We start from the raw sequence: 24,836 nt of genomic DNA on the forward strand, positions 1-24,836 counted from the left end.
TAGGGTCCAAACCCAATCAGCTTATTGAATAGATGCTGCAAATCAGATTCTTTGGCTTTGGATTGAGCTGGAGGCGTTGATGAGCAGACTGTTTTGGTTGAGCGATGAAGCATGGGCGGCCATTGAGCCGCACCTCCCTCAGAACCAACCTGGGGCGCGCCGGGTTAATGACCGGCGGGTGATTTCGGGAATTATACATATGCTCAAGTGCGGCGGGCGCTGGGTTGATTGCCCTGTCGAGTATGGCCCTGCGACAACCGTTTATAATCGCTGGAACCGCTGGAGCCGTCGCGGCATCTGGGCACGCATCCTGGCCGCGTTAACCGAACAGGGCTGGATAGCCGAAACAGCCCAGATCGACAGCAGCTATATCAAGGCCCATCGCTGTGCAGGCGGGGGAAAAGGGGGGCGAAAGCCAATGCCATTGGCATCTCGCGTGGTGGCCGGACCACCAAGGTCCACGCGCTCGTCGATGTTCTGGGAAGGCCGCTCCGCCTCATCCTGACGCCCGGCAACGCCTCGGACATGACGGGTGCCGATCTGCTCATCACTCATACGATGGGCATGAAGCGGCTCATCGCTGACCGGGGATATGATGCCAATCGACTTCGGACCACTCTGCGCAGCCAGAACACTATCCCCGTGATCCCTGGCCGCAAGAACCGCAAGCGCATAATCCGTTACGATGAGAAGCGCTACAAGGACCGCTGGCGTGTCGAAGCCACGTTCTGCCGCCTCAAGGATTTCCGCCGTGTCGCAACACGATACGACAAACTCGCCCGGAATTACCTTTCCGCTGTCATGCTCGCGGCCGCAGTCGCATATTGGCTATGATTGAGTCTCGACCCTAACGCTTGCTGGAGTATGGGCACTCCTTTGACATCGCATCTGCCGCTTGGTACCCGATGCGGAAGGCGATTTCCGACCCCGAAGCGGCCGTTGCCTTTCGGATACAAATGGGTCACTTCCGGCAGTCTGATGACCAAACGTATCGGAGATTGCCAGTGACAGCCAAGCCGATAGTCCCGACAGAACTTCAATCATACTACGACGATTGGCGAATGTCGCCTGGGCTGCTCGTTGACGGGTTCTTGTTTCTGACTGGATTCACGGGTGCCAGATCGGATGGAACTCTATCGGAAGATCCGGAAACTCAAATGCGCAATGCATTTGAAAAGATGGGGCTTGTCTTGCGAAAAGCTGACCTGGACTTCAGTTCCGTTGTGGAAATGACAACCTATCACGTCGGATTGCGAGATCATCTCGATCTTTTCAAAGCAGTTCGATCTGACTACGTGCGTGAGCCATTTCCGGCGTGGACAGCGATTGAAGTAACGGGCTTTGTCCGCGAAGGCGCAATTGTCGAAATTCGCGCCATCGCACGGCAACAGTGACCTGAGGATGCTCGTTGCCATGTGACGGGCAGACTACATGTTTGGCGAGCACTTCACCGGCGCTGACGCCATGCTCTATGTGATCTCGCGTTGGTGCGAGATGGTCTGGCTCAACTATTCCTCCGGACTGAACGCCTTCATTGAAAATGTCGAACGGCGCCGCTGCGTCCGTTGCGCGCTTGCCGACGAGGGTCTCGAGCCCCTTCGCGTCATCAAGTAGCCCTTCGATATTACCCGCCAAGTAATCGATTTACCTCTTCGGTTGCAGTCTTATTGCGCCTCTCACGAAAGGAGAAACCGATGACTCTCAAAAACATTCTCGCTTTGGACGCAGCCACCTGCGCGCTGATGGGCATCGCCCTTGCCGCGGCGGCCCCGACCTTGTCGCCGCTGTTGACCCTACCGCAAGACCTGCTCTTCTATGCCGGTCTCCTGCTCCTTCCGATCGCCGGCTTCATGGCAATTCTGGCAAGGCAGGCCCAACCCTGGTCCACTGGGGTCTGGCTCGTCATCCTGGGCAACGCCGCCTGGGTTCTGGCCAGCATCGTCGTGCTGGCGACGACCGGCCCAAACATGTTGGGCGCCGTCTTTCTGACTTTCCAGGCTGGGGTCGTCGCCATGTTGGCCCTGGCAGAGTTCAAGGCTGTGGCCCGCCGTAGGGCCAGTATCGCGTAGGAAGCGACATGATGAGAACCATCTTTTCCCGCCGCACAATGGTGGCGGCAGCATTTGGCCTACTTGCCACCATCTCAGTTGCCCCTGCCGCCCTGGGTCAAGTCCATACCAATCACGGAGCACCCGAAATGAAAGTTCGTGACCTCTATCCGCTGATCACAACCTCGCAATTAGCAGAGGTGCGAGATTTCTATGTTGGCCATTTCGGCTTTCAGGTGGCCTTCGAGGCAAGCTGGTTCCTCTATCTTGTCGGCCCGGGCGAGGACGACACTCGGGGTGCCACGCTCGCCTTCATGCACCCAGACCACCCCTCCAACCCACCCGGCCCGGAAAGTTTCGACGGTCTGGGCATGATCCTGACCGTTGAGGTCAGCGACGCGGCTTCCGTTTTCGACCGCCTACAGGCAGGTGGAGCGCCCATGGTCCATCCACTGACCGACGAGGCCTGGGGACAGCGCCGCTTCATGACGCGCGATCCAGCCGGTGTTCTGGTCGATGTAGTCGAACAGATCGCGCCTGCCGAAGGCTTCTGGGATCAGTACATGATTCAGAACTGACGGGTAGTAAATCAGGCGCCGCGCATATCAGTCGCGGCGCCCATGATCCAATGACCAACTTCAGCGGCACCCTGGGAGTAGCTGGCAATGGGAATGGCAGTCACGGTTGGCGACCACCTGCGGGCCTGGCGGGAGCGGCATCGCCTCAGCCAGTTACATTGCGCGCTGGAGGCAGACATCTCCCAGCGGCACCTGAGCTTCCTCGAAACCGGGCGGTCGCGGCCGAGCCGCGGCATGGTGATCCACCTGGCCGAAAGGTTGAACATTCCCCTGCGCGAGCGCAATGCCGCGCTGCTTGCCGCCGGATTCGCACCGGCCTACTCCGAACGAAGCCTTGATGATCCAGAGATGGACGCTGCCCGATTGGCGATTCGCACCATTCTGAAGGGGCACGAACCCTTTCCCGCGCTCGCCATCGATCGCCACTGGAACATGGTGCACGCCAATGATGCCGTTGGGCCGCTTGTGGCCAACGTAGCCAACCAAGCGCTGCTAGAGACGCCGATCAATGTGCTGCGCCTGAGTCTGCACCCTCAAGGATTGGCGCCCCGGATCGAGAATCTCGCAGAATGGCGCAACCACCTCATGCATCGGCTGGATCGGCAGATTACGGCCACCCAGGACCAGGTTTTGATCGATCTTCGGGGTGAACTGTTGATTTACGGAGAGCACCTGGGAGCGGCGTCGGCAGATATCGCCGCCACTGATAGCGTGCTCGTACCTCTAAAGCTGAGGACGGCGGACGGGACATTGTCATTTATCTCGACGACAACCGTTTTCGGAACCCCGCGGGATGTGCTGTTGTCAGAACTGGCGATCGAAGCGTTCTTCCCAGAGAACAATTCTACAGTTCAGTACCTGAACAGGGGACGATCGCCGTCTTGCTGACCGCGGCTGTCCCGGACGGGCGAGCCTGTGCCGGCAAACTCGGCGCCGTCGACAAGGAGGTTCTGCCCTGTAGCGTAGTTTTGTCTTTCGACCTTTCGGTCAAGCCTACGCGGCTCGCAACGTCGAAATCATCGGTGTCTCGAGGAAATCCACAGGAGACGTAGGGCTGAGGAATCATGCGATGACCCTTGTCTGAATGCGATATTCTTGCCCTTTGTGGGAGGGCTGGGGAAGGGGTAAGCCACCTCTCGGCGCACCGCCATTCCTCCTCTACTCCCCGATCCTTGCCACCACAAGCCGCAGTCCGCGGATGACCTCGTCGATGCTGGGCGCGCGTTCGGGGTCTAGGAGGTGCTGGGTGATCAGGCCGGTCATCAGTGCCAAAAGCAGAGAACTCATGGCCCGCAGCTCGGCCGGATCGATATCGTCTTCAAGCAACAAAAAGACCCGGGCGAAGTCGCCGCGCATCTCTTCATATGCGCCCGAGAGCAGGCTTCGCAATTGGGGCAGTCGGTCGATCTGCGCCATGATCTCGTAGCTGGCCAGCAGCAGCGCCCGATCCTTGGCAAAGAGGCCGTAAAGCCTGCGCCAAGTCCCCTCGAAACGCGCCAGCGAGGAGGCTTCCTGCGGCGCATCGGGCCGAGGCTCGAACTTGTCGCCCCACTCGCCCATCAGCGCCATCATCGCCTCACCCATCAGCGCTTCGGTCGAGCCGAAATGATAGCCGATCGAGGCCAGGTTCGTGCCCGAGGCCGCAACAATGTCGCGCGCCGTTGTATGCGCGTAACCCTTTTCGAGCAGGCACTTTTTGGCACCGCCGAGCAAGTCTTCCTTGTGTCCCATGCTCAGCTTCTAACGCGATTGCCGGAGAAAATCCATACATCTGTACAATTTCATCTATACATATGTATTATACGTATGTATAGATTGGCTTCACATCAATCCAACCCGCGAGGTGAAGCCATGATCGACCAACCCATCAACCCAGACGCCAAAGCCACCGCGCGTGAGTGGATTGGCCTTGCCCTGCTCATTGTGCCTTGCCTGCTGGTGGCCATGGATCTTTCGGTCCTGCTGTTTGCCGTGCCCGCGCTCAGCCAGGCGCTCAATCCCTCGGGCACCCAGTTGCTCTGGATCATCGATATCTATGGCTTCACGCTGGCCGGCCTGCTGATCACCATGGGCACGCTTGGTGACCGCATCGGGCGCCGCAAGCTGTTGATCATCGGAGCAGGGCTATTTGCGCTGGCCTCGCTCGCGGCCGCTTTCTCCGCCAGCGCCGAACAGCTCATTCTCACCCGCGCCTTGCTCGGCATGGCCGGGGCGACGCTGGCGCCCTCCACATTGGCCCTGATCCGCAACATGTTCTCCAACCCCAGCCAGCGTCAGCTCGCCATAGGCATCTGGACCGGCGGCTTTGCGGGCGGAGCCACCCTTGGCCCGATTGTCGGCGGTTTGCTGCTTGAGCATTTCTGGTGGGGCGCGGTCTTTCTGATCAATGTCCCCGCCATGATCCTGCTGGTGGCGCTGGCGCCGCTGGTCCTGCCCGAATATCGCGACCCCCTGCCCGGCCGCTTCGATCTTTTCAGCGCCGTCCTATCACTCGCCGCCGTGCTCACCGTCATCTATGGCGTCAAGGAGATTGCCGCCGAGGGCGTCTCGATCCTGTCGGGCGCCTCCCTGGTCGCCGGTCTGTTGCTCGGTATCGTTTTTATCTCTCGCCAGTTCCGGCTTGCCGACCCTCTGATCGATCTTGGCCTGTTTGCGGTGCCGGCCTTTACCGCAGCAATGGCCTCCAACGCGTTGGCCGGCTTCGCTCTGCTGGGCATCAGCCTGTTCAACATCCAGTACATGCTGCTCGTGCTCGATATGTCGCCCTTCATCGCCGCTCTCTGGTCGCTGCCTACGGCGGTAGCAGTGATCGTTGCTGCCACTGCCGGCGCGCTTCTGACCCGCGTGATGCGGCCGGGTCTGGTGATGAGCCTCGGCCTCGGCATGGTTGCTGCCGGGCTTGGCATGCTCGGCCAGCTATCGATGGCCACCAGCTTCTGGTTCTTCCTGGCCGGCATGACCGTCATGTCGAGCGGCATGGGGCTCGTTGCGTCCGTCGCCAATGACATGATCGTCAGCGTCGCCCCCGCCGCCCGCGCCGGTTCCGCCGCCGCCATCGCAGAAACCAGCAATGAACTCAGCGGCGCCCTCGGCATTGCCCTGCTCGGCAGTCTGGGTAGCCTAGTGTTTCGCAATGGTCTGCCGCCGGTGCTCGAGGCGCAGAGCCTAGCCTCGGCGCTCGACCTAGCCGCCCGCCTGCCGGTCGAGGCGGGCAGCGCCCTGCGCTTTGCCGCCAACCAGGCGTTCGTTTCGAGCCTGGCCCTGACCGCCGGCACCGCCGCCGCGGTGCTCGCCGTTGCCGCCATCATTGCGCTGCTATTGCTTCGGGAGGTTGTGGTGGAGGCGCAGCCCAGTGTCGAGCGCCACCGCGGAGGGACGTAAGAGCGTTCCGCGTGCTTTGCACATCCGCTTTGGCGTCATCCTCGTCCGGTATGTCTTGAGATCGTAATCACCTGACAGAGGCCGCCGGAAGAACCGGGCGCGGACCGAAGAGTCTGCGCGCCCGGTTCGGGCGAGGGAGCTGACGATATCGGCGCGAACTCGATCAAATCGTAGGAAATTGAGTACCAGTCCGCTTCTCCCAAGACCATCAACCTTTGACCGGTGGGAGTTCCTGGCCAGTGTTGGGGTCGTTTCGCTTCTGCCGACCCTCGGAGCTTCTCCCGTCTCGGGCGCGGGGCGGCAAGCGATCGATCTGACTGCGCTGAAAGCGTGCTACGGAGGACAACATCGGCACTGTGCGCTGAAGGGCCAGGCGGACGCGTGGATTGGCGTGCAGACGAACGCGTTTCCTACTGTTCGGCTTTCAAGCTATTCTTCGCGGCATGTATGCTTGAGCGAGCGTCTGGATCGCGCGGTGCCGGTGGTGGCGAGTAGTATGGTGATTCATGGACCGATCACCGAAACGGCAGTCGGATCGACTCTGACGATAGAGTGTTCCGACAGATATGTGTTCCGGTCAATCGCCCCGATCCCGATGAGAAATGCTAGCCGAGGCAACGGCCAGGTGAGCAGATCCAATTGCTTCCGGACGCCGGAATCAGCACGGGCGCCAGGCCGGCCACCACCGATTTCGGCGGGCATTCAGATCATGCGCCCATCGCAGGCTGCAGGTCCGTGTACCGCCTCACCGTCCGGAGGCGCGTGAAGAGCGCGCTCGCGAAGGAGCAGGCAAAGGCCAGGACAACGAAGGTCAATCCAGCATGCGGGGATATTACCCCGGCGAGCATCCCGCCCAACAGGGCTCCGACCGGCCGCACACCATATATTGCAGTCTGAATGACGGCATTGACGCGGCCAAGCAGGAAGCCGGGAGTAACCAACTGACGCACGGAATTCTGCGCAACCAGCCACATCGAGGGACCGAAGCCCAGCAGAAAAAATGCGGCATAAACTGCGATCGCCGGCCCTTCTCTGGGTATGAGGAGCAGTATGGCGGAAGCGACGACAGAGCTTCCGGGCCCGAAGAGCAGGATAATGTTGGGTGGTATGCGGGTGGAAAAGCGACCCGCTGCCCAAGACCCCGCAATCGCTGCCAAGCCAAATGATGACAGGGCGATTCCAAAGGTGCCCGGATCGAGGGAATAGACCTCAACGATGATTGGCAACAACACAACGAGCAAGGCTGGAAACGCCATGTTCCAGAATATCGCACATAAGGTTATTGGCAAAAGAAGATCATGCCTGAATACGAAGGCCCCGCCTTCCAGAACCCTTCTGATCATGCCATCCTGCCTGTACTCCGGGACAGGAAACCGGGGCACCTTTATGATAAAACAGAGAGCAAACAACGCGCTCAACGATGCCGCAAAGAAAATGAAATTTGATGCTTCTTCCGTAATAATAAAACCGACTACAAGCGGGGCAGCAAATGATGAAAGTGCTCGTGGAATCTCGAGCTGAGAATTTGCACCGGCGATCTCATCCGCATTGGCAATTTTTGGCAGGATCGACAGGTTGGTCAGGACAAACAGAACGATGCCAAAACCGGCAAACGTCACCGCGACGCCAAACCACACGACGCTTCCAAGGTTGACACTGGCGGCGGCACTCGCAAATCCAAGAACGGAAATCACAGCCGCCGTCACAATCAAGAACTTCGCTTGAACGCGATCGATCATAAGGCCAAAGGGGAGAGAGCCCAAAAGGTGCGCCATCGACTGGCAAGCGACGAGGATTCCTATGACCTCGGCTTTTGCGCCGAAGGCAAGCACAGCTATTAGTGGAACAGATACCAGAGCGATCTGGTCAGCCATATGCATGCCGTAGGCCGAAATCGCCAGCCGCCTGATGATTTGCATGATTCATGTTCCTCCGATCGCCGCAGTACTCTTTAGGGATCAAGAAACATGGCTGGCCACCCGATTTTTGCAGAGCTCTGATGCAACGGCAGGGTTGAAGTGTGGCGGTCAATTCATGACGCTTGGTCTGCTCCAATAGGCCTTGCAGACGTCTTCAGGCTCGTCGGCAAGAACCACGTCCATGCGTTCCACACGCTGCGACGTTCCCCTCGATCAGGTCCTCAATCGCAGCGCCTTCGATCTCGATCGTATCCTCGAGATCGAGCCCGGTTTTCTGGATGGCGATCACGACCATGAGCATGACGACCACGTCACGAGCTTCTCGCTCGTGACAGAACAGCCCCTCGATGCGAGACGATTCCTGCCCCGGGTGCAGATGATCACGCGGCGTTTCGGGACGGACATCCTGCGCATGAAGGACATCCTCTCGTTCAAGGACGACGACGACCGCTTCGTAATTCAGGCTGTTCACATGCTGCTGGAAGGCGACCACCAGCGCCCTTGGAAGGCCGTTCAAGGTTGCGCATCGAAAGAGCGCACCCTCGCATAGCCTCGCCCCAGCGCTCGCCTTTGAACATGTCTTTGGGCAGCGGCAACGCCGCTCTCAACGGCAGACATAAAGGGCGCATTCCCGCCATACCAAGCCACAACGTATTCATGTGGCAATCATTCGACCGGAAGCGATTCGAACTTTTTCGCCGCCGAACGCCGCCGTTTTTACGCTTTTCTGCGCGCGTGCCGGCCTCTACCAGATGCAAGGGCGTACGCTCGGCGACTATAGCGTATTGTGGAGGGTAATCGGCGGTATTTGGCGCACCCGACACGATTCGAACGTGTGACCTCTGCCTTCGGAGGGCAGCGCTCTATCCAGCTGAGCTACGGGTGCCCGGCGCCGCCTCGACAAATCAGGTGGCGCGAACAGGGCGGAACCTACTGTATGTGTGGAGGCGGCGCAAGCCACGATTTGGCGCAGAACCGGTTCTCTCAGTGCAAAGTTCGGGATTATTTTCCGTGTCCTGGCCACCAAAAAAGCGCCTCTGTAAAGTTACAGCCAAAACTAATGGTCAGCATTACTGACAGAGAAAATTCGTACGCCCCAAGCTATCCGCACTCTAAGACCAACGCCCTTTGCAGAACACTCGACAAGAGCAGTAACGCCGCATTGCTTGATCTCCTCAATCTTTTGAAGGTCATGCGGCGGTCATCAGGGTCGAAGCTTAAGATCAGCGCCGCTCAATTAGTTTCGCTCGCCGAATATCTTTTTCGCGCCCGCATAGACGGAAAATATTCGCTAGCCGCTCAAGGCTCGGCACGAATACCCGCTGTGCGCCGACTTGAATGCCTTGGGTTTCGCTACAATCCACTGCAACCCAACCAGACTTGCCCCGGACTTGGAATCCTCCAAGAAGTTCAACGGGAACAGGGCCGAGGTCAGGCCTCAGAAGCACATCTGAGCGAAATCGATCGGATCGTTCATCGGCGTGGTTCTTCCATGAAAACATCGCACTCAGACGCAACGCTGCACGATGTGGCAGGACAACATCAATATCCTTGATCGGGCCGCAATCGATACCATGCAGGGCAACAGCTGCGCCACCAAACACCATCCATGGCTCTTCAAGCTGGGTAAGGCGTTGGGCCATGCCCTCCAGCGTTTCGGCAAAGTCATCGTCGCTGTAGTTTCGTGTCATGCGGCATTCCTAATCCTCCGCTCAAGGAGAGGGAGATTGTGCGGCACCATTCTTGGGGGCGAAACCGCTTGAGATGTAGCCAAGCCAAGACCTTCATCATCATTCTTTTTCATCTGTATTTTTTCTTAGCCTCACATTCAAACAAAAGTAATATGTTGTTAGAATTTGAAGTACAAATTTATAGAGCAAAGCAAATATAGGGCGGGAAATTGTTTATCGCGACCGATAACATGGCGAAAGGCAGCGCCCTGGCGCGGAAACTTGGTCCGCTGAACGATTTCCATGTCGTTCAAATCGAGCACCTGCCGGCAGCGAGCCCTCGCCAGCGCGTTCTCGTCTGCGACTTCGACCCGACAAACAAAACGCTGGTCGAGTTGGCCCAGCCGGCGATAGATACCTACCGCAGGGCAGACGTTCCGATCATTTTTCTGCTGACGCCGGGCTCGTTCCACGAAACCACACAAGCCTATGCACTGGGCGCCGATATCATTGTACCACGCACACGCGCCCATGAGTTGCTTGTTCCCACTATCGCACGGATCATCGCATCGTCGGTGACACGCGCCGTCGACGACACGCTCACGACACTGGAAAAGACATTTGCCGCCGCAGCAAATGGGCAGGCCCTCGTGCCTGCACGGATCATCGAAAGCTCGGGCATCATGCTCGAAGCGATCGAGGCAACCGGGATTTCCAACTGGCTGAACCAGAGCTGGTCGATCGATGAAGCAACGACCCAGCATTGCCTGCTGGTCGCAGGGTTTAGTGCAGCTTTTGCCATCTATCTCGGGTTTTCAAGCGCAGACCGGCTGGACCTGACACATGCAGCGATGCTTCACGATGTCGGAAAGGCGAAAGTACCGCCCGACATTCTGAACAAGCCTGGACGCTTCGACAAGCGCGAGCTTGTCATCATGCAGCAACACCCCATTTTGGGGTGGGACCTGCTCAATGCGCAAAAATATGAGGGAAAACGGCTGCTCGATGCTGTCCTGCACCATCATGAATATCTCGATGGCACCGGATATCCCGACGGGCTGCGCGGCAACAAGATTTCCGACTTCGTGCGCATCATCACGATCTGCGATATTTTTGGCGCGTTGCTGGAAAAGCGGCCCTACAAATCCGCTCATACCCCTGAGACCGCGCTCGACATTATGTTCAAGATGGGCACCAAACTGGACCCGGACCTGCTGCGGGCCTTTGCCAGATTTGTCGATGCACGGGTGCTGCCAGGCTTTAATGGCCCGGCTAGATTTCAAAGCGCCTGAAATCAGGCCGTGCGCCAAGGCCGCAAGCTGGCCTTGAGTTCATCAAGTGGATGGGGTTCGTCAAACGCGATGCCAACCCCGCCGTCGAAATGCCGGGCCACAACACCGTCGTAACCGGCAATGACGAGCCTGCTGCCGATGGCAGGGCGCAAGCCGGTGAGAAGTGCGACGCCCGAGCAGGACAGATCATAAACAGTGACAACGCTCTCACCGTCGGGCGTCTTGAGCTTTATCTGATAGGGCGGCGTCAGGTGGCGCGGATGCCGCCGGTTGTTGTGGGCGTCACGCTTGTAATAGCGCTTGAGCCAATCGAGCCGGGGCATAAGCTCGTTGATCTTATCCGGTGACAGTGTGATGGCGGCCACAAACCCGTTGGATAGCAGCTTGTTGACCCTGCCCGAACACAGCCCAAGGCCTGGGATATTGAGATAAACGCTGTCGCCTTGCTCGGGTAAAATGTCCGCTTCGATCACCATTCGGTCAAGCGCGATGGAACGGGTGCGACACGGATGAACCTTGGCGGGCGCATCATCGCTTTGCTTGCGGGCAATCGAATAACTGGCTGCAAGCGTGGCAAACACCCGCAGCCCGCCTTCGATGGTTTCGCTTGGCTTGACCTGCGTATTCGCTTGCATTGCAAACGCCCCTCTCAATACAGCCATTGCTTCTATACGCAATAATGCGCAGCAGGATCCTAATTTTGGTTAAATAATCGGTGGCGCGATAACTTCAATTGCAGCAATGGCAATTATTCCGGGTGCGGACAACATAAATAATACTTGTTCGAAGCGGTAGCCCGTAACCCCATTTTAATGCCTCGTTAGGTATGATCGGCCATCATGGACGCGGTGAGTTTCAGACTTTTTCTTGCGTGAAATGGCGCATGCCGGGGGGCATGGCTCTTTCTCCAGGCAATTGGCAACGCGATTGGATATGCGCCATGACACACGATGCGGCAGCTTCATTTTCTCAGCTTCAGACGCGACTCGACTTTATCGGGCTCGATGCTGCAGCCGTTTCCCGACTGCAGAAAATTCAAAAACAGGTGGACTTGCATCTGCCAAAGGCGCTGGACCGGTTTTACGACAAGATCGCGACCGTGCCCGACGTCGCACGATTTTTCTCCGGCAAAGAGCAGATGAACCGTGCCCAAGGGCGGCAGGTCGGACATTGGAAGGCGATTGCTTCAGGCAAGTTCGACTCCGACTATCTTGCGGCCAGCACCAAGGTCGGGCTGCGCCATGCGCAGATCGGGCTGGAACCGCGCTGGTATATCGGTGGCTATGGGGTAATTGTCGAAACACTGGTCAAGAATGTCGTGCATGACTATATGGCCGAGCAATTGAGCCAAATGCGCAAGCTCAAGTATGATGACGTGATGGCCCAAGTCGACATCATGGCGGGCGCGATCGTCGAAATCATCAGGGCCATCATGATCGACATCGATATTGCGGTCTCCACCTATTTCGACAAACTGACTGCGGAAGCTGAGCGGGTAGAAAAAGAGAACGCGGAGCGGATCAATCGCGCCGTGACGCTGACCGGCGATGCGCTGCGCGCTTACGCCAATGGCGATCTGACCGTGAGAATCGATGAGCAATTCGAGCCCCAATTCCAGCAAATCAAGGATGACACCAACGCCGTCGGCGACAAGCTGAGCGAAATCGTCGGGCAGTTGCGGGTGACGTCAAATGCTCTCAAGACCGCAACCTCTGAAATCCTGTCGGGTGCCAACGATCTTTCCGAGCGCACGACCAAACAGGCGGCAACGATTGAGGAAACTTCGGCTGCCATGGAGCAGTTGGCCCAGACGGTGATGAGCAATGCCAAAAATGCCGAGGGCGCCAGCATCAAGGCTCAGGCAGCATCTCGCACAGCCGAGGATGGTGGCCGGGTAATGACGGAAACAACCGCTGCAATGGAACGAATTACGACATCCTCGTCCAAGGTTTCCGACATTATCGGGCTGATCGACAACATTGCCTTTCAGACCAACCTGCTCGCACTCAACGCTTCTGTGGAAGCGGCGCGCGCCGGTGAAGCGGGCAAGGGGTTTGCCGTTGTCGCCATAGAAGTGCGGCGGTTGGCGCAATCTGCCGCGCAGGCTTCCCAGGAGGTCAAGGCGCTGGTCGAGCAATCCAATACAGAGGTTGAAACAGGTTCAAAGCTGGTGGCGGACGCATCGTCGAAACTGGTGACGCTGCTCGAGGCGGTCAAGGAAAACGCGCAACTGCTGGAAACAATCGCGCAGGACAGCAAGGGGCAGGCCTCCTCGATTGAGGAGATCAATGCCGCCGTGCGCCAGATGGACGAGATGACCCAGCACAATGCCGCCCTGGTGGAAGAAACAAACGCGGCCATCGAACAGACTGAAAATCAGGCCAATCAACTCGATTCCATTGTTGAAATTTTCGTTCTGGAGAAGGGTTATGGCGGACAATCGGGGACGCGTACGCTACCAGGCCGCCCTACTCTTGTCGCCTCGCAGCCCGCGCCTTCGCGACCGGCTGCAACAATGGGCAATGCCGCCCCTGTCAGTCGCGACTGGGACGAGTTCTAGAAACAACCGTGGCGGGCGCCCATACTTGGCGCTCACCATGAGCCACACTTGAACCTTCAGAAGAATGGAGCGGGTGAAGGGAATCGAACCCTCGTCGTCAGCTTGGGAAGCTGCTGCTCTACCATTGAGCTACACCCGCCTGACGCCAACTCGATTTGAAAGCGGCACCTTGGCCTCGCGACGCGCGAGACGCCATATCTGGTTCAAATTTATGCTTGCGTCAAGCCGGGTAGCGGGCGCGGCGATCCGTCACAATTGCGAGACGTCAACGACAATATTTTCCAGTATTATTACCGGTTCCTGAATGCTTTTCATGCAGAAATTTTGACCAAAATGCGGCCAAGGAAATTTCCATAGCCCATCCTGCCGGTTGAATTATCGAATCTTTGCCCTTATTATCGCTACACATGCCATTGATTACCGATTCACAGATCGCATTGTCATTGCGACTGCTTCTGTTTGCATTGGTATGTCATAAATATATTTTGAACTATTTATGAGACATCTACTGTATACCTTTCACAGAAACAGTAAGGGAGCATATGCAAGCCAAGTTATCGGTGAAAAACGTCTTCAAGATCTTTGGAGACAAAACTGACGAAGCGCTGTCGCGCCTCGAGCAGGGAGAATCAAAGGAACAGATTTTTGAAGCCACCGGCGCAACTGTCGGCGTAAGGGATGCAAATTTCGATGTCGACGAAGGCGAAATCTTCGTCGTCATGGGACTTTCAGGTTCCGGAAAATCGACACTTGTGCGTATGCTCAACGGGCTTATCCCGCCCACTTCAGGAGAAGTGCTGATCGATGGCGAGGATATAGCCGACTGCAAGAAGGACGTTCTGCGGCGCATCCGGCGTGAAAAAGTCGCCATGGTGTTCCAGCATTTTGCCCTGTTCCCCCATTGGACCGTGGCCGAGAACGCCGCATACGGCCTCAAGGTCAAAGGCGTGCCGGCGGCAGAGCGGCGCGAGCGCGCTATCGCCGCGCTCGAAAAGGTCGGGCTGGGATCGCGCGCCGATAGCTTGCCATCGGAGTTGTCCGGCGGCATGCAGCAGCGTGTCGGGCTGGCCCGCGGTCTTGCAACCGATCCGCAAATCCTTTTGATGGATGAGCCATTTGGCGCGCTCGACCCGTTGATCCGGCGCGAGATGCAGGACGAACTGGTTGTCCTGCAAAAAGAACTCAAGAAAACCATCGTTTTCATCACCCACGATCTTAACGAGGCACTGCTTTTAGGCGACCGGATCGCCATTATGCAGGACGGACGCTTCGTGCAGGTGGGCACGGCTCAGGAAATCGTTTCCGCACCTGCGGACGATTACGTTGCGGCCTTTGTTGCCGATATCGATCGCGGGCGGGTGTTTACGGCCGAGGACGTTTCCAACGCTGCAGAAGCTGTGACATTGGGCGAGGCCAGCGCGGAAGACGCCATGCGGGCGATGGAAGACCTCAATCGGCACGCGCTTTATGTGGTGGATGGCGCCAACAGAGTGGCCGGGGTCGTGACCTATCAGGACCTTGCCGCGGCAACGCTGGACAATGGCGCACCCAATCCCATCCTCGAAGACGTGATGCTGACCGAGTATCCCACTGTCGACGCCGATGTGCAGCTCTATGACCTCTATGGGGCCGCAAGCGCCGGACTGCCCATTGCCGTGACGGACGACAAAGACCGGCTGGTGGGCGTTGTCGAACCCGAAGCGGTGTTTGCCCAGCTTTCGGGCGAGAATGGTGAGCAAGACGCTGTGCCTCCTCCATCGGTCGAGGATGAAAAAATCAAGGAGGGCGCCCATGTTTAGCCCCGGCGACCTTATGACCATCCCGTTCGATAGCTGGATCAACGATTTCGTGCGCGGCTGGCTGGTACCCAATTTCCGTCCTGCCTTTCGGGCGGCGCAGGTACCGATCACCATGACGCTCAATGGACTGAACGGATTTTTCCTCTGGATGCCGATGCTGATAACCACCGCCGCCTTTGCGCTGGCGGCATGGCGCTATGCTGGACGCGGCATTGCGATTTTCACGCTGCTCGGTTTTGCCTTTATCGACATGATCGGGCTTTGGCCCCAGACCATGACGACGCTTGCCATGATCGTGACCTCGGTGCTGTTTTGCGCCGTGATTGGCATACCGCTGGGCATTCTGGCGGCGCGCAGCGACCGGCTCTGGTCCGTAACGCGGCCGGTGCTCGATATCATGCAAACAATCCCATCATTCGTTTATCTGGTGCCGATCGTAATGCTGTTCGGCGTCGGGATGACGCCGGGGATCATTGCGACCATCATCTTTGCCCTGCCGCCTATCGTGCGGCTGACCAATCTGGGTATCCGCAATGTACGCGGCGATCTGATCGAAGCGAGCCACGCTTTCGGTTCGACCGGCTGGCAGATGCTGTGGGACGTGCAGTTCCCGCTGGCGCTGCGGACCATCATGGCCGGGCTGAACCAGACCCTGATGCTGGCGCTTTCTATGGTCGTGATCGCCGCGCTTATCGGCGCGGGCGGGCTTGGCCTTGTGGTCAACACCGGACTGGGGCGCCTGGATGTGGGCGGCGCGACAGCCGGGGGCGTGGGAATCGTAATCCTTGCTATTGTTCTGGACCGCATCACCCAAGGGATGGGCGAGCAAAACAATGTTCAGACCGTCTCGCTGCGCCAGGCCGTCATCAATCTTTTCCGCCTCAGAGGACCCGAACCTCAGGGCGAACCCGGAAAGGCGGGCTAAACACGGCCCGCCTCATCCAAGGCCCGGGCGGCGATGTCGCCCCAAGCCTTTCGCATGGCAGGCCCGCTTTCCTGCCTTACCTGTCCAAAACAAAAAAGGAGACGTAACCATCATGTTCAGTCTCAAATCCTCCCTTACTGCTATTGGTGCTGCTGCCCTTCTGAGCGCCAGCCCTGTTGCCACTGCGCTTGCGCAGGACAATCCCGGCGAGGGTGTCGAACTCATCATGGCGCAACCTACCTGGGATACAGGTTGGTTCCACACCGAGATCTATAAGCAACTCATTGAAGAGCTTGGCTACACGGTTGGCGAAACCCTGACACTCGATAACCCGGCCTTTTACCAGTCAGTTGCCTTTGGCGATGTTACGCTTTGGGTCGATGGCTGGTTCCCACTGCACAACACCTATCGCGAGATTTTTGAAGATGGCGCGGAGATCGTTGGGGCCGTTGCCGAAGGCGGCGCTCTCGAAGGCTATCTGGTGGATCGCGCCTCCGCCGAGGAATTCGGCATCACCTCGCTGGCCGATTTCCAGCGCGATGAGGTCAAGGCCGCTTTCGATCGTTCCGGCGATGGTCTTGCCGATCTTGTTGCCTGCCCGCCGGGCTGGGGCTGCGAGATCAACATCGAGCATCACCTCGACGCCTATGACCTGCGCGATCACGTCAACCCGATCAAGGCCGGTTATTCGGCTTCAATGGCTGACGCCGTTGCCGCCTATGAAGGCGGGGAATCGATCTTCTTTTACACCTGGACCCCAAACTGGACCGTCAATGAACTGGTCCCGGGCGAAGATGTTGTGTGGATCGAGGTGCCGGAAGTCAACCTTCCCGAAGATCTGATGGATCTTGCCGACGCCGCCACCATGGAAGGCGTTGAAGGTTGCGTTTCCGATCCCTGCACGCTCGGCTTCCCGGCCAATGACATCGTGGCCGTCGCCAATAGCGCGTTCCTCGATGACAATCCGGCCGTCCGCACCCTGCTTGAAGAAGTCAGCGTGCCGCTTGCAGACATTTTCGCGCAGAACGCAGCGATGAACGAAGGCGACGGCGACATCGTTGCACAGGCTTCGGAGTGGATTGAAACCAACCGCGCCGATGTCGACGGTTGGCTCGAAGCTGCACGCGCCGCACAGTAAGTCTGGCGCAATAGCGACAAACGGAAAGGCCGGGTGATAGACCCGGCCTTTTTTGCGCTATTCACAGCAAATTGTAGCCTAATTTTGGATTGTTTGAATATTTCAACAATTTTAATTTTGCCTTTCAATAATCATATAAAAATCAAGTTTATATATTGATGTATTCTTCCTGAGTGAAATATTCTTGTGATATTTATCAAATATTGGCAAATTTGACACTCTATGAGCCGATTGGTAGGATTAAATCAATCAACGAATAAGCAGGAGGCATGCATATGTTTTTGAAATCCGGTGGCAAGGCCGCCGCGATGGGTGTTGTCACGTTTTCGGCAGCTTTGCTCGCGACAGCATCCATCCCGGCAGTTGCACAGGAAACCAACTGCGGAACCGACCGCACAATCGATATTGCTGAAATGACGTGGCCCTCAGCGGCAGCATTGGCCCATATCCACGCCGTCATTCTGCAAGAGGGTTTTGGTTGCAATGTTGAAATCGTGACGGGCGATACGGTGCCGACCTCCTCATCCATGCTGAGCCGCGGACAACCGGCAGTTGCGCCCGAACTCTGGACCAGCGCGATTGAGGAACCGTGGGCAAACGGCATCGAGAACGGTGTTGTCGTCGAACTCGGCGACGCGATTACCGATGGCACTGTCGAGGGTTGGTTCATCCCGCGCTATGTGCAGGAGGAACATCCCGAGTTGCAGACAGCCGAGGATGTGATCGCCCGGCCCGACCTGTTCGCCGACCCTGAAGACCCCAATCGCGGCCGCCTCTATTCGTGCCCTCCGGGCTGGGTGTGCGAATTGTCCACCTCGGCGCTTTTTGAAGCCTATGACATGGATGAAAAGGGTTGGAACCTGTTCTCGCCCGGCTCCGGCGGTGCTCTTGATGCGTCGATTGCGCGCCAGTTCACACGCGAAGAGCCCATCCTCTTCTATTATTGGGGACCGACCTCGATCCTTGGCCAGTTTGATGCCGTTCAGCTCGATCTCGGCGAAGTCGATATGGAGGTTTATACCTGCAATACCGACATCGAATGCGACGAGCCTGCCGGGATTACCGCATATCCGTCCTCGCCTGCCGTAATCGGCGCTGCCGCCTGGGTGCCCGAAGAAGCGCCCGAGGTTGCCGAGTATCTGGCACAGGCCGGGCTGACCAATGACCAGATCAGCAGGCTGCTTGTTTATGGCGTGGAGGAACTGGCCGGGGCCGAAGAAACGGCCCAGAACTTCCTGCGCACCGAGCAGGATGTCTGGACGGCATGGGTTCCCGACGATGTTGCAGAGCGGGTTCTTTCAAGCCTTAACTGACAAAGACCGATAATGGGGCACCATGCGGCCGGGCGGATGCGTCCGGTCGCATTTGCCTTTGGGGGTATGGGCTACCCAATGAGGACCCGAATACATGTTTCCTGATGTGATAGACACGAGACCGCTTCGCAGAGCGGTCGATAACGGCCTGAACTGGGTTGTGCGCAATTGGGGCACCGAGCTTGAGGCTGCTGCCTCGCCGCTCTTGCGCCTGCTCAATGCCATCGAACAGCTTTTGCTGGCAACGCCGTGGTGGCTGATCATTGCCATTCTGGTTGGCGTTGCATGGCTCGCTACCCGGCGCTGGCAATTGCCGCTCGTGGTTTTCCTGTCCATGATCTTTCTCGGCGTGATGGACCTTTGGCGCGATGCCATGGTGACGACAGCGCTGATGATTGCCGCAACGCTGACAGCAATCGTGATCTCGATCCCCATTGGCGTCTGGATGTCGCGCTCAACGCGGGTGCGCCAGATCGTAACCCCTGTTCTCGATCTGATGCAGACCATGCCTAGCTTTGTCTATCTGATCCCGACGGTGATGATTTTCGGTCCCGGCCGCATTCCGGCCCTGATCGCTACAATCGTCTATGCGTCCCCGCCCCTGATGCGGCTGACCGATCTCGGGCTGCGCAATGTCGATCCGGCGGTGATGGAGGCCAGCCAGGCCTTTGGGGCAACGCCGACGCAAAAACTTTTCGGGGTACAAATTCCGCTGGCGCTGCCCACAATTTTGGCCGGGGTGAACCAGACAACCATGATGGCGCTGGCTATGGTGGTGATCGCCTCGATGATCGGTGCAGGCGGGCTTGGCTATCAGGTGTTGCAGGGTATCGGCCGACTGGAGGTGAGCCGCGGGCTTTTTGCCGGATTGGGCATTGTGGCGCTGGCGATTATCTTTGACCGGATCACCCAGGCCTATGGCAAGCGCCTGCAAGCGCGCATCGGCATTTCGGAGGCGCGCTGAACATGGGCGAGCAGACACAGCAAAACGATATTGCGATCCGAATGCGGGGCGTGACGAAAATCTTCGGCCCCGATCCGCAGATCGCGCTCGCCCTTCTGCGGTCCGGGAAATCCAAGGACGATGTGCAGGCCGAAACCGGCCATGTGGTCGGGTTGGACAATGTTTCGCTCAATATCGCGCGCAGTCAGATCTTTGTGGTGATGGGGCTTTCGGGTTCGGGCAAATCCACGCTGATCCGGCACGTAAACCGCCTAATCGACCCGACCGCCGGGGAAATCGAAGTTGGTGGTGAAGACGTGCTTTCCATGAATCTCGAGCAGTTGCGGGATTTTCGGCGCACCAAGATCGCCATGGTGTTCCAGAAGTTCGGGCTGTTGCCGCATCGCTCGGTGCTCGCCAATGTGGCCTATGGGCTGGAAGTGCGCGGGGTCAAGAAGGCCGAACGCGAGGAAAAGGCCGCGCAATGGATCGAAACAGTCGGGCTCCAGGGCTATGAAAATTCACGCCCGCGGCAATTGTCCGGTGGCCAGCAGCAGCGTGTCGGCCTGGCCCGAGCGCTGGCGATGGATACCGAGATCATCCTGATGGATGAGGCGTTTTCCGCGCTCGATCCGCTGATCCGGTCTGGCATGCAGGATCAGTTGCTGGAACTTCAGCAATCGCTGCACAAGACGATCCTGTTTATCACCCACGATTTCGATGAGGCGCTGAAAATCGGCAATCGCATTGCGGTCTTGAAGGATGGCGCAGTGCAACAGGAAGGCAAGCCCGAAGATATCGTGCTCAATCCCTCCAACGCCCATATCGAGGATTTCGTGCGTGATGTTAACAAGGCGCGCGCCATTCATGTGCGCACGATCATGGACACCTCAAAGATCGAACCCAGCGTACTTACTGTACCCGAAGATGCGCGCTGCGAGGACGTGCTACCCTATTTTGCCGAGCATGACTGGATCGGCGTCGTTAATGCCGATGGCAAGCAGATCGGTCAGATTACGGCCAAACGGGTCATCAAGGCACTGGCGCGCTATTCGCCCGATGTGCCCACACCAGCCGGAGAGTAATGCTCTATACCCTCATAGGGCTTGAAATGCTTTGAAAGTTTGAGGCTCTGGGCCTGATAGTTCGAGCCCATTGCCGAGCCGTAGAGCGTATCGGGTCTTTCGGCCATTTTCTCATAGACCAGCCGGCCAATGGTCTGACCGTGACCAAGAAGAAACGGCACTTCGCGGCTACGCACTTCAAGCACGGCGCGCGAGCCTGTACCCCCGGCTGCCGTGTGACCAAAGCCGGGATCGAAAAAGCCTGCATAGTGCACGCGGAATTCACCCACCAGCGGATCGAATGGCACCATTTCGGCGGCATAGTCAGGCGGCACGTGAACACTTTCACGGCTGACAAGAATGTAAAATTCGTCGGGATCGAGGATCAGTTCATTATCGCCGCGATTGTAGAGCGGCTCCCAATATTCGAGGACGTCCAGCGTGCCCTTGCGGTCCACATCGACGACGGCGGTGTGGCGCTTGGAGCGGAAGCCGATTAGCCCGCCCCGGCCCTCGCCCATCAGATCGATCGAAAGCGAAACGCCTTCACCGACATCCATGTTGGGATCGAAAACAAGTGTTTCCTTTTTATGCACGGCCTTGTGCTGGGCGACGGTCAGACGCGGATTGCCGACGCGGAAGCGCATTTGGGACAGGCGCGAACCCGTGCGCACCAGAACCGGGAAGGTGCGCGGGGAAATTTCGAGATAAAGCGGGCCTTTATAGCCTGCCGGCACCGTATCGAAGCTGCGTGCGCCATCGGTGATGACGCGGGTGAAGATGTCGAGCCGCCCGGTGGAGCTTTTCGGATTGGCGGCGGCGGCAACATCTTTGGGGAGCGCGAGGCTTTCAAGCAGCGGCACGATATAGACGCAGCCGCGCTCAAGCACGGCGCCCTTGGTCAGATCGATTTCGTGCAGCTTGAGGTTTTCAACGCGCTCGGCAACCGTTTTGTCTGGACCGGGCAGAAAACTGGAGCGGACGCGCAAGGCTTTTTCGCCCAGACGCAGATCGAGGCTGGCGGGCTGTATCTGGTCGGCAGCGAACTTTTTGCCCGAGGCGATGGCGCCCTGCTTGGCGAGGTTCTTGATTAAGCGTGCCGAAAAAATACCGTTAGGCCAAACCTGGCTCATTATGTCGTGCCTCCAAAGCTTGTTTCACGATTAGAACAAATCCGCTTTCTATGGAATTGCGGATTTGTTCTAAACCCCTATTTTGGCGCGTGTCCGAACCGAATAGCCGGCGACCACCTATTCTGGACACGCACACTGGCAACCTGAGCGATTGACGCCAAGCGCGATTTGGCAGTAAGTCAGAGGTGACTGCAAATAAATGGCAGTCAGGTGGTGATTTGGCCGGTCCGATTGCAGGCCACCTGGATTTTTGCTCGCAAAGGTCCGAACGTGCTCGAACCAAGGTTTGGGGACAAAAGCTGCTAAAGCGACCATTTGCTCCGGCCGCAACACGCGTGCCGGATTTTTTGTTTTTTGAGGTGTCCCATGACCAAAGAAAAGAATCCGCTCAGTGACCACAAGCGCCGCAAGGCGCAGACCATGATGGTTCACGGCGGCATGGAACGCAGCCAGCACGGGGAAACCTCAGAAGCGATCTTTTTCAATTCCGGCTTTGTCTATCCCACATCCGCCGCTGCCGAAGCGCGGTTCAAGGGCGAGGAGCCGGGCCATATCTATTCGCGCTTTTCCAACCCGACCGTTGAAATGTTCCAGCAGCGCGCGGCGCTTTTGGAAGGCGCAGAGGCTGCACGTGGCACGGCCACCGGGATGGCTGCGGTAACGACCGCGGTGATGGGCCAGGTGCGCGCAGGCGATCATGTGGTGGCGGCACGGGCGCTGTTTGGCGGCTGCCGGTTCGTGGTCGAGGATTACCTGCCGCGCTGGGGCGTGGAGTCCACGCTGGTCGATGGTCGCGACCCGGAAAATTTCGCGCGGGCCATGCGGCCCAATACAAAAGTGGTTTTCGTTGAAACGCCAACCAACCCGACGCTGGAGCTTGTCGACCTCAAGGCGGTTGCCGAAATCGCCCATGCCAATGGTGCCTTGCTGGTCGTGGACAATGTGTTTGCTACCCCGATCTGGCAGAAGCCGCTGGAGTTGGGCGCCGATCTGGTCACCTATTCGGCCACCAAGCATATCGACGGGCAAGGCCGTGCCATGGGCGGAGTGATCCTTGGAAGCAAGGCGCTTATTGAAGCCGATATTCATACGATCATCCGGCAGACCGGGCCGTCGATGAGCCCGTTTAACGCATGGGTGCTGCTCAAGGGGCTGGAGACCCTTTCGATCCGCGTGAAGGCCATGACCGAGAACGCGGCAAAGGTTGCCGATTTTCTCGCCGATCATCCCAAAGTTGAATCGCTCAGCTATCCCCATCACAAGAGCCATCCGCAATACGCGTTGGCCAAGCGCCAGATGGGGGCGGGATCGACACTAGCAGCCTTTACCGTGAAGGGCGGCAAGGAAGCCGCCTTCCGCATGGCGGATGGGCTTTCGGTGATCGCGATTTCCAACAATCTGGGCGACGCGAAATCGATCATTTCTCATCCGGCAACGACCACCCATCAGCGCTTTTCCGATGAGGCCAAGCTGGAAATGGACATTACGCCGGGGCTAATGAGACTTTCAGTGGGGTTGGAAGACGCGGACGACCTGATCGCCGATCTGGCCTTCGGGCTCGAACAGGTTTAGGTTGCGCCAGACGACGCACTGACCGGTCGGGCAGCCCATGGATTTTCGCACTATCTTTTCGGCCATTGGCGCGCTGACAGCGGCTTTGGGTGTGGCCATGTTGCTGCCCGCAATTGCCGATCTGGCCGTTGGCCGGGAAGATTGGACGGTGTTTCTCACCGCATCGCTTTTCACCACCATTATCGGAGCCGGCCTTTGGGCCTCCTCGTCGGGCGGCACGCCGGAGTTGAACCTGCGGCAAGCGTTTCTGATGACGACGCTTATTTGGGTGGTGCTGACCATATTCGGCGCGCTGCCGCTTTACATGTCGGGGCTGGGGCTGAGCATTACCGATGCCATGTTTGAAGCTATGTCGGGGATCACAACGACCGGCGCGACGGTCATTACAACGCTCGATACGGCGCCGCCGGGGGTGCTGTTGTGGCGCGGGTTGCTGCAATGGTTCGGCGGCCTCGGCGTCGTGGTAATGGCAATTGCGGTTTTGCCCATGCTCAAGGTGGGTGGAATGCAGATGTTCAAGGCCGAAGCCTTTGAGACACCCGACAAGATTTTGCCCGGAGCCACTGCAATCGCTTCGGCAATGACGATTATCTATTCGCTACTGACCTTTGCCTGCACGGTCAGTTACTGGGTGGCGGGAATGGAGCCGTTCGACGCCTTCACCCATTCGCTTTCCACCGTCGCAACGGGTGGATTTTCGACCCGCGATGCCTCGCTTGGGGCATTCGAGCAACCTGCGGTGCATTATGTGGCCATCGCGTTCATGGTTCTGGGGGCGCTGCCTTTCATCCTCTATATCGGGATATTGCAGGGGAGTTTTTCTGCACTGTGGAAGGATTCCCAGGTGCGCCTGTTTCTCTGGATCATTGGCGCGGCAACGCTTGTCATGATGCTTTACCAGATCGATCTCGATATTTCCGGCGGCGAGCTGGCGTTCCGGCAGGCGTTGTTCTCGGTGGTTTCGATCATAACGGGCAGCGGGTTCGGGATCGCCGACTTTTCGGCCTGGGGCACGTTTTCGATAGCGCTGTTTTTCATTCTCATGTTTATCGGCGGCTGCACCGGTTCGACATCGTGCGGCATCAAGATCTTCCGCTTTCAGGTGCTTGCGCGCGACCTTTATCAGCATGTGCGCCAGATCGTTTATCCCTCGATCGTTTACGTGAAGCGCTATAACAACCGCCCCCTGCCCGACAGCGTTTCGACATCGGTGCAGAGCTTTGTGTTTATCTACATTGCAAGCTTTTTCGTGTTGGCCATCCTGCTTTCAATGTCCGGCCTGGCGCCTATGGAGGCCCTGAGCGCCTCGGCCACATCAATCGCCAATGTCGGGCCGGGCCTTGGGCCGCAGATCGGTCCGGCAGGCAATTTCGCTGCGCTGAGCGATCTTACCAAATGGCTGATGACAATCGGGATGCTGGTCGGTCGCCTTGAAGTGCTCGTGATCCTCGTCCTGTTCACGCCACGCTTCTGGAAGGCGTGAACGGCGCCCTTTGCTGGA

23 protein-coding genes and 2 tRNA genes are annotated in these 24,836 nt (G+C 58.0%); 18 read left to right on the forward strand and 7 right to left on the reverse strand.

Translation table 11 applies throughout. The annotated features are described in order from the left end of the window. Positions 1-79 precede the first annotated feature (79 nt). From EO133_RS03290 to EO133_RS03315, 6 genes are all read left to right on the forward strand, one after another. A protein-coding gene (locus EO133_RS03290; RefSeq protein ID WP_127070809.1) for an IS5 family transposase occupies positions 80-834 on the forward strand; the annotation gives its coding sequence in 2 pieces (ribosomal slippage) (positions 80-410 and positions 410-834; 756 coding nt in all). 227 nt (positions 835-1,061) lie between these two features. After that, positions 1,062-1,394 (forward strand): RidA family protein, encoded by a 333-nt coding sequence (locus EO133_RS03295; RefSeq protein WP_244640900.1) that lies wholly within the window; start codon positions 1,062-1,064, stop codon positions 1,392-1,394. A 37-nt stretch (positions 1,395-1,431) separates the two neighbouring features. Beyond that, positions 1,432-1,614 (forward strand): glutathione S-transferase family protein, encoded by a 183-nt coding sequence (locus EO133_RS03300; RefSeq protein WP_127071256.1) that lies wholly within the window; start codon positions 1,432-1,434, stop codon positions 1,612-1,614. Positions 1,615-1,694: 80 nt separating this feature from the next. Beyond that, complete coding sequence (locus tag EO133_RS03305) at positions 1,695-2,069, forward strand: hypothetical protein (RefSeq protein WP_127071257.1); 375 nt, start codon at positions 1,695-1,697, stop codon at positions 2,067-2,069. An 8-nt stretch (positions 2,070-2,077) separates the two neighbouring features. Next, positions 2,078-2,626 carry a VOC family protein gene (locus EO133_RS03310; protein WP_244640895.1) on the forward strand — a complete coding sequence of 183 codons (549 nt, stop codon included), beginning with the start codon at positions 2,078-2,080 and terminating at the stop codon, positions 2,624-2,626. Between the two features lie 93 nt (positions 2,627-2,719). Further along, entirely contained in the window at positions 2,720-3,514 is a 795-nt protein-coding gene (locus EO133_RS03315) for a helix-turn-helix domain-containing protein (RefSeq protein WP_127071258.1), read from the forward strand. A gap of 270 nt (positions 3,515-3,784) precedes the next feature. Here the strand turns inward: EO133_RS03315 and EO133_RS03320 are convergent, their stop codons facing one another. Continuing rightward, positions 3,785-4,357, reverse strand: coding sequence for a TetR/AcrR family transcriptional regulator (locus tag EO133_RS03320; RefSeq protein ID WP_127071259.1), 573 nt, complete (start codon positions 4,355-4,357; stop codon positions 3,785-3,787). A gap of 120 nt (positions 4,358-4,477) precedes the next feature. Between EO133_RS03320 and EO133_RS03325 the strand changes: the two genes are divergently transcribed. Next, entirely contained in the window at positions 4,478-6,007 is a 1,530-nt protein-coding gene (locus EO133_RS03325; RefSeq protein ID WP_127071260.1) for an MFS transporter, read from the forward strand. 707 nt (positions 6,008-6,714) lie between these two features. Here the strand turns inward: EO133_RS03325 and EO133_RS03330 are convergent. Next, complete coding sequence (locus EO133_RS03330; protein ID WP_127071261.1) at positions 6,715-7,926, reverse strand: MFS transporter; 1,212 nt, start codon at positions 7,924-7,926, stop codon at positions 6,715-6,717. A gap of 181 nt (positions 7,927-8,107) precedes the next feature. On the opposite strand from EO133_RS03330, the gene EO133_RS03335 reads away from it, so the two are divergent. After that, the gene (locus EO133_RS03335) at positions 8,108-8,476 is read left to right on the forward strand and encodes a GTP-binding protein (protein WP_206513457.1); all 369 of its coding nucleotides are present in this window, start codon (positions 8,108-8,110) and stop codon (positions 8,474-8,476) included. A gap of 259 nt (positions 8,477-8,735) precedes the next feature. Here EO133_RS03335 and EO133_RS03340 read toward each other — a convergent pair. Both EO133_RS03340 and EO133_RS03345 read right to left on the reverse strand, forming a co-directional pair. Continuing rightward, positions 8,736-8,812: transfer RNA gene (locus tag EO133_RS03340), tRNA-Arg, on the reverse strand. A 337-nt stretch (positions 8,813-9,149) separates the two neighbouring features. Then, entirely contained in the window at positions 9,150-9,569 is a 420-nt protein-coding gene (locus EO133_RS03345; RefSeq protein WP_164734864.1) for a hypothetical protein, read from the reverse strand. 257 nt (positions 9,570-9,826) lie between these two features. Between EO133_RS03345 and EO133_RS03350 the strand changes: the two genes are divergently transcribed. After that, on the forward strand, positions 9,827-10,888 hold the full coding sequence (locus EO133_RS03350; protein WP_127071263.1) for an HD-GYP domain-containing protein: 1,062 nt from the start codon (positions 9,827-9,829) through the stop codon (positions 10,886-10,888). Positions 10,889-10,890: 2 nt separating this feature from the next. On the opposite strand, the gene EO133_RS03355 is transcribed toward EO133_RS03350, so the two are convergent. Continuing rightward, a complete protein-coding gene (locus tag EO133_RS03355; protein ID WP_127071264.1) occupies positions 10,891-11,523 on the reverse strand; it encodes a PilZ domain-containing protein in 633 nt (210 codons plus the stop codon). 305 nt (positions 11,524-11,828) lie between these two features. On the opposite strand from EO133_RS03355, the gene EO133_RS03360 reads away from it, so the two are divergent. Beyond that, positions 11,829-13,448: a globin-coupled sensor protein gene (locus tag EO133_RS03360; RefSeq protein ID WP_244640896.1), complete on the forward strand. Its 1,620-nt coding sequence runs from the start codon at positions 11,829-11,831 to the stop codon at positions 13,446-13,448. 65 nt (positions 13,449-13,513) lie between these two features. Here the strand turns inward: EO133_RS03360 and EO133_RS03365 are convergent. Further along, positions 13,514-13,587, reverse strand: a tRNA-Gly gene (locus EO133_RS03365). Between the two features lie 403 nt (positions 13,588-13,990). Between EO133_RS03365 and EO133_RS03370 the strand changes: the two genes are divergently transcribed. From EO133_RS03370 to EO133_RS03395, 6 genes are all read left to right on the forward strand, one after another. Continuing rightward, positions 13,991-15,247 carry a quaternary amine ABC transporter ATP-binding protein gene (locus EO133_RS03370; RefSeq protein ID WP_127071266.1) on the forward strand — a complete coding sequence of 419 codons (1,257 nt, stop codon included), beginning with the start codon at positions 13,991-13,993 and terminating at the stop codon, positions 15,245-15,247. Continuing rightward, complete coding sequence (locus EO133_RS03375; protein WP_127071267.1) at positions 15,240-16,172, forward strand: ABC transporter permease; 933 nt, start codon at positions 15,240-15,242, stop codon at positions 16,170-16,172. The genes EO133_RS03370 and EO133_RS03375 overlap by 8 nt, the downstream gene beginning before the upstream one ends. A gap of 112 nt (positions 16,173-16,284) precedes the next feature. Next, positions 16,285-17,310, forward strand: a complete 1,026-nt coding sequence (gene proX, locus EO133_RS03380) for a glycine betaine/L-proline ABC transporter substrate-binding protein ProX (RefSeq protein ID WP_127071268.1) — start codon at positions 16,285-16,287, stop codon at positions 17,308-17,310. 275 nt (positions 17,311-17,585) lie between these two features. Continuing rightward, a complete protein-coding gene (locus tag EO133_RS03385; RefSeq protein ID WP_127071269.1) occupies positions 17,586-18,623 on the forward strand; it encodes a glycine betaine ABC transporter substrate-binding protein in 1,038 nt (345 codons plus the stop codon). 94 nt (positions 18,624-18,717) lie between these two features. Beyond that, positions 18,718-19,587: an ABC transporter permease gene (locus EO133_RS03390; protein WP_127071270.1), complete on the forward strand. Its 870-nt coding sequence runs from the start codon at positions 18,718-18,720 to the stop codon at positions 19,585-19,587. Positions 19,588-19,589: 2 nt separating this feature from the next. Next, a complete protein-coding gene (locus EO133_RS03395; RefSeq protein ID WP_127071271.1) occupies positions 19,590-20,651 on the forward strand; it encodes a quaternary amine ABC transporter ATP-binding protein in 1,062 nt (353 codons plus the stop codon). Here EO133_RS03395 and EO133_RS03400 read toward each other — a convergent pair. After that, positions 20,615-21,763: a 2'-deoxycytidine 5'-triphosphate deaminase gene (locus EO133_RS03400; RefSeq protein ID WP_127071272.1), complete on the reverse strand. Its 1,149-nt coding sequence runs from the start codon at positions 21,761-21,763 to the stop codon at positions 20,615-20,617. The genes EO133_RS03395 and EO133_RS03400 overlap by 37 nt on opposite strands. 366 nt (positions 21,764-22,129) lie before the next feature. Here EO133_RS03400 and metZ point away from each other — a divergent pair, with 366 nt between their 5' ends. Continuing rightward, on the forward strand, positions 22,130-23,335 hold the full coding sequence (gene metZ / locus EO133_RS03405; protein WP_127071273.1) for an O-succinylhomoserine sulfhydrylase: 1,206 nt from the start codon (positions 22,130-22,132) through the stop codon (positions 23,333-23,335). A gap of 37 nt (positions 23,336-23,372) precedes the next feature. Continuing rightward, positions 23,373-24,818, forward strand: a complete 1,446-nt coding sequence (locus tag EO133_RS03410; protein WP_127071274.1) for a TrkH family potassium uptake protein — start codon at positions 23,373-23,375, stop codon at positions 24,816-24,818. The last annotated feature ends 18 nt before the right edge of the window (positions 24,819-24,836 follow it).

The organism is Pelagibacterium lentulum (assembly GCF_003992625.1).
Lineage (GTDB): Bacteria > Pseudomonadota > Alphaproteobacteria > Rhizobiales > Devosiaceae > Pelagibacterium > Pelagibacterium lentulum.

Bases quoted from the DNA above. Each gene is read 5' to 3' on its own strand.
- EO133_RS03355 (WP_127071264.1), bottom strand. From the start codon at position 11,523: ATGCAAGCGAATACGCAGGTCAAGCCAAGCGAAACCATCGAAGGCGGG.
- proX (WP_127071268.1), top strand. From the start codon at position 16,285: ATGTTCAGTCTCAAATCCTCCCTTACTGCTATTGGTGCTGCTGCCCTT.
- EO133_RS03315 (WP_127071258.1), top strand. From the start codon at position 2,720: ATGGCAGTCACGGTTGGCGACCACCTGCGGGCCTGGCGGGAGCGGCAT.
- EO133_RS03395 (WP_127071271.1), top strand. From the start codon at position 19,590: ATGGGCGAGCAGACACAGCAAAACGATATTGCGATCCGAATGCGGGGC.
- EO133_RS03390 (WP_127071270.1), top strand. From the start codon at position 18,718: ATGTTTCCTGATGTGATAGACACGAGACCGCTTCGCAGAGCGGTCGAT.
- EO133_RS03295 (WP_244640900.1), top strand. From the start codon at position 1,062: ATGTCGCCTGGGCTGCTCGTTGACGGGTTCTTGTTTCTGACTGGATTC.
- EO133_RS03370 (WP_127071266.1), top strand. From the start codon at position 13,991: ATGCAAGCCAAGTTATCGGTGAAAAACGTCTTCAAGATCTTTGGAGAC.
- EO133_RS03375 (WP_127071267.1), top strand. From the start codon at position 15,240: ATGTTTAGCCCCGGCGACCTTATGACCATCCCGTTCGATAGCTGGATC.
- EO133_RS03345 (WP_164734864.1), bottom strand. From the start codon at position 9,569: ATGGCCCAACGCCTTACCCAGCTTGAAGAGCCATGGATGGTGTTTGGT.
- EO133_RS03410 (WP_127071274.1), top strand. From the start codon at position 23,373: ATGGATTTTCGCACTATCTTTTCGGCCATTGGCGCGCTGACAGCGGCT.
- EO133_RS03400 (WP_127071272.1), bottom strand. From the start codon at position 21,763: ATGAGCCAGGTTTGGCCTAACGGTATTTTTTCGGCACGCTTAATCAAG.
- EO133_RS03310 (WP_244640895.1), top strand. From the start codon at position 2,078: ATGATGAGAACCATCTTTTCCCGCCGCACAATGGTGGCGGCAGCATTT.
- EO133_RS03360 (WP_244640896.1), top strand. From the start codon at position 11,829: ATGACACACGATGCGGCAGCTTCATTTTCTCAGCTTCAGACGCGACTC.
- EO133_RS03300 (WP_127071256.1), top strand. From the start codon at position 1,432: ATGTTTGGCGAGCACTTCACCGGCGCTGACGCCATGCTCTATGTGATC.
- metZ (WP_127071273.1), top strand. From the start codon at position 22,130: ATGACCAAAGAAAAGAATCCGCTCAGTGACCACAAGCGCCGCAAGGCG.
- EO133_RS03335 (WP_206513457.1), top strand. From the start codon at position 8,108: ATGCGTTCCACACGCTGCGACGTTCCCCTCGATCAGGTCCTCAATCGC.
- EO133_RS03305 (WP_127071257.1), top strand. From the start codon at position 1,695: ATGACTCTCAAAAACATTCTCGCTTTGGACGCAGCCACCTGCGCGCTG.
- EO133_RS03330 (WP_127071261.1), bottom strand. From the start codon at position 7,926: ATGCAAATCATCAGGCGGCTGGCGATTTCGGCCTACGGCATGCATATG.
- EO133_RS03325 (WP_127071260.1), top strand. From the start codon at position 4,478: ATGATCGACCAACCCATCAACCCAGACGCCAAAGCCACCGCGCGTGAG.
- EO133_RS03320 (WP_127071259.1), bottom strand. From the start codon at position 4,357: ATGGGACACAAGGAAGACTTGCTCGGCGGTGCCAAAAAGTGCCTGCTC.
- EO133_RS03385 (WP_127071269.1), top strand. From the start codon at position 17,586: ATGTTTTTGAAATCCGGTGGCAAGGCCGCCGCGATGGGTGTTGTCACG.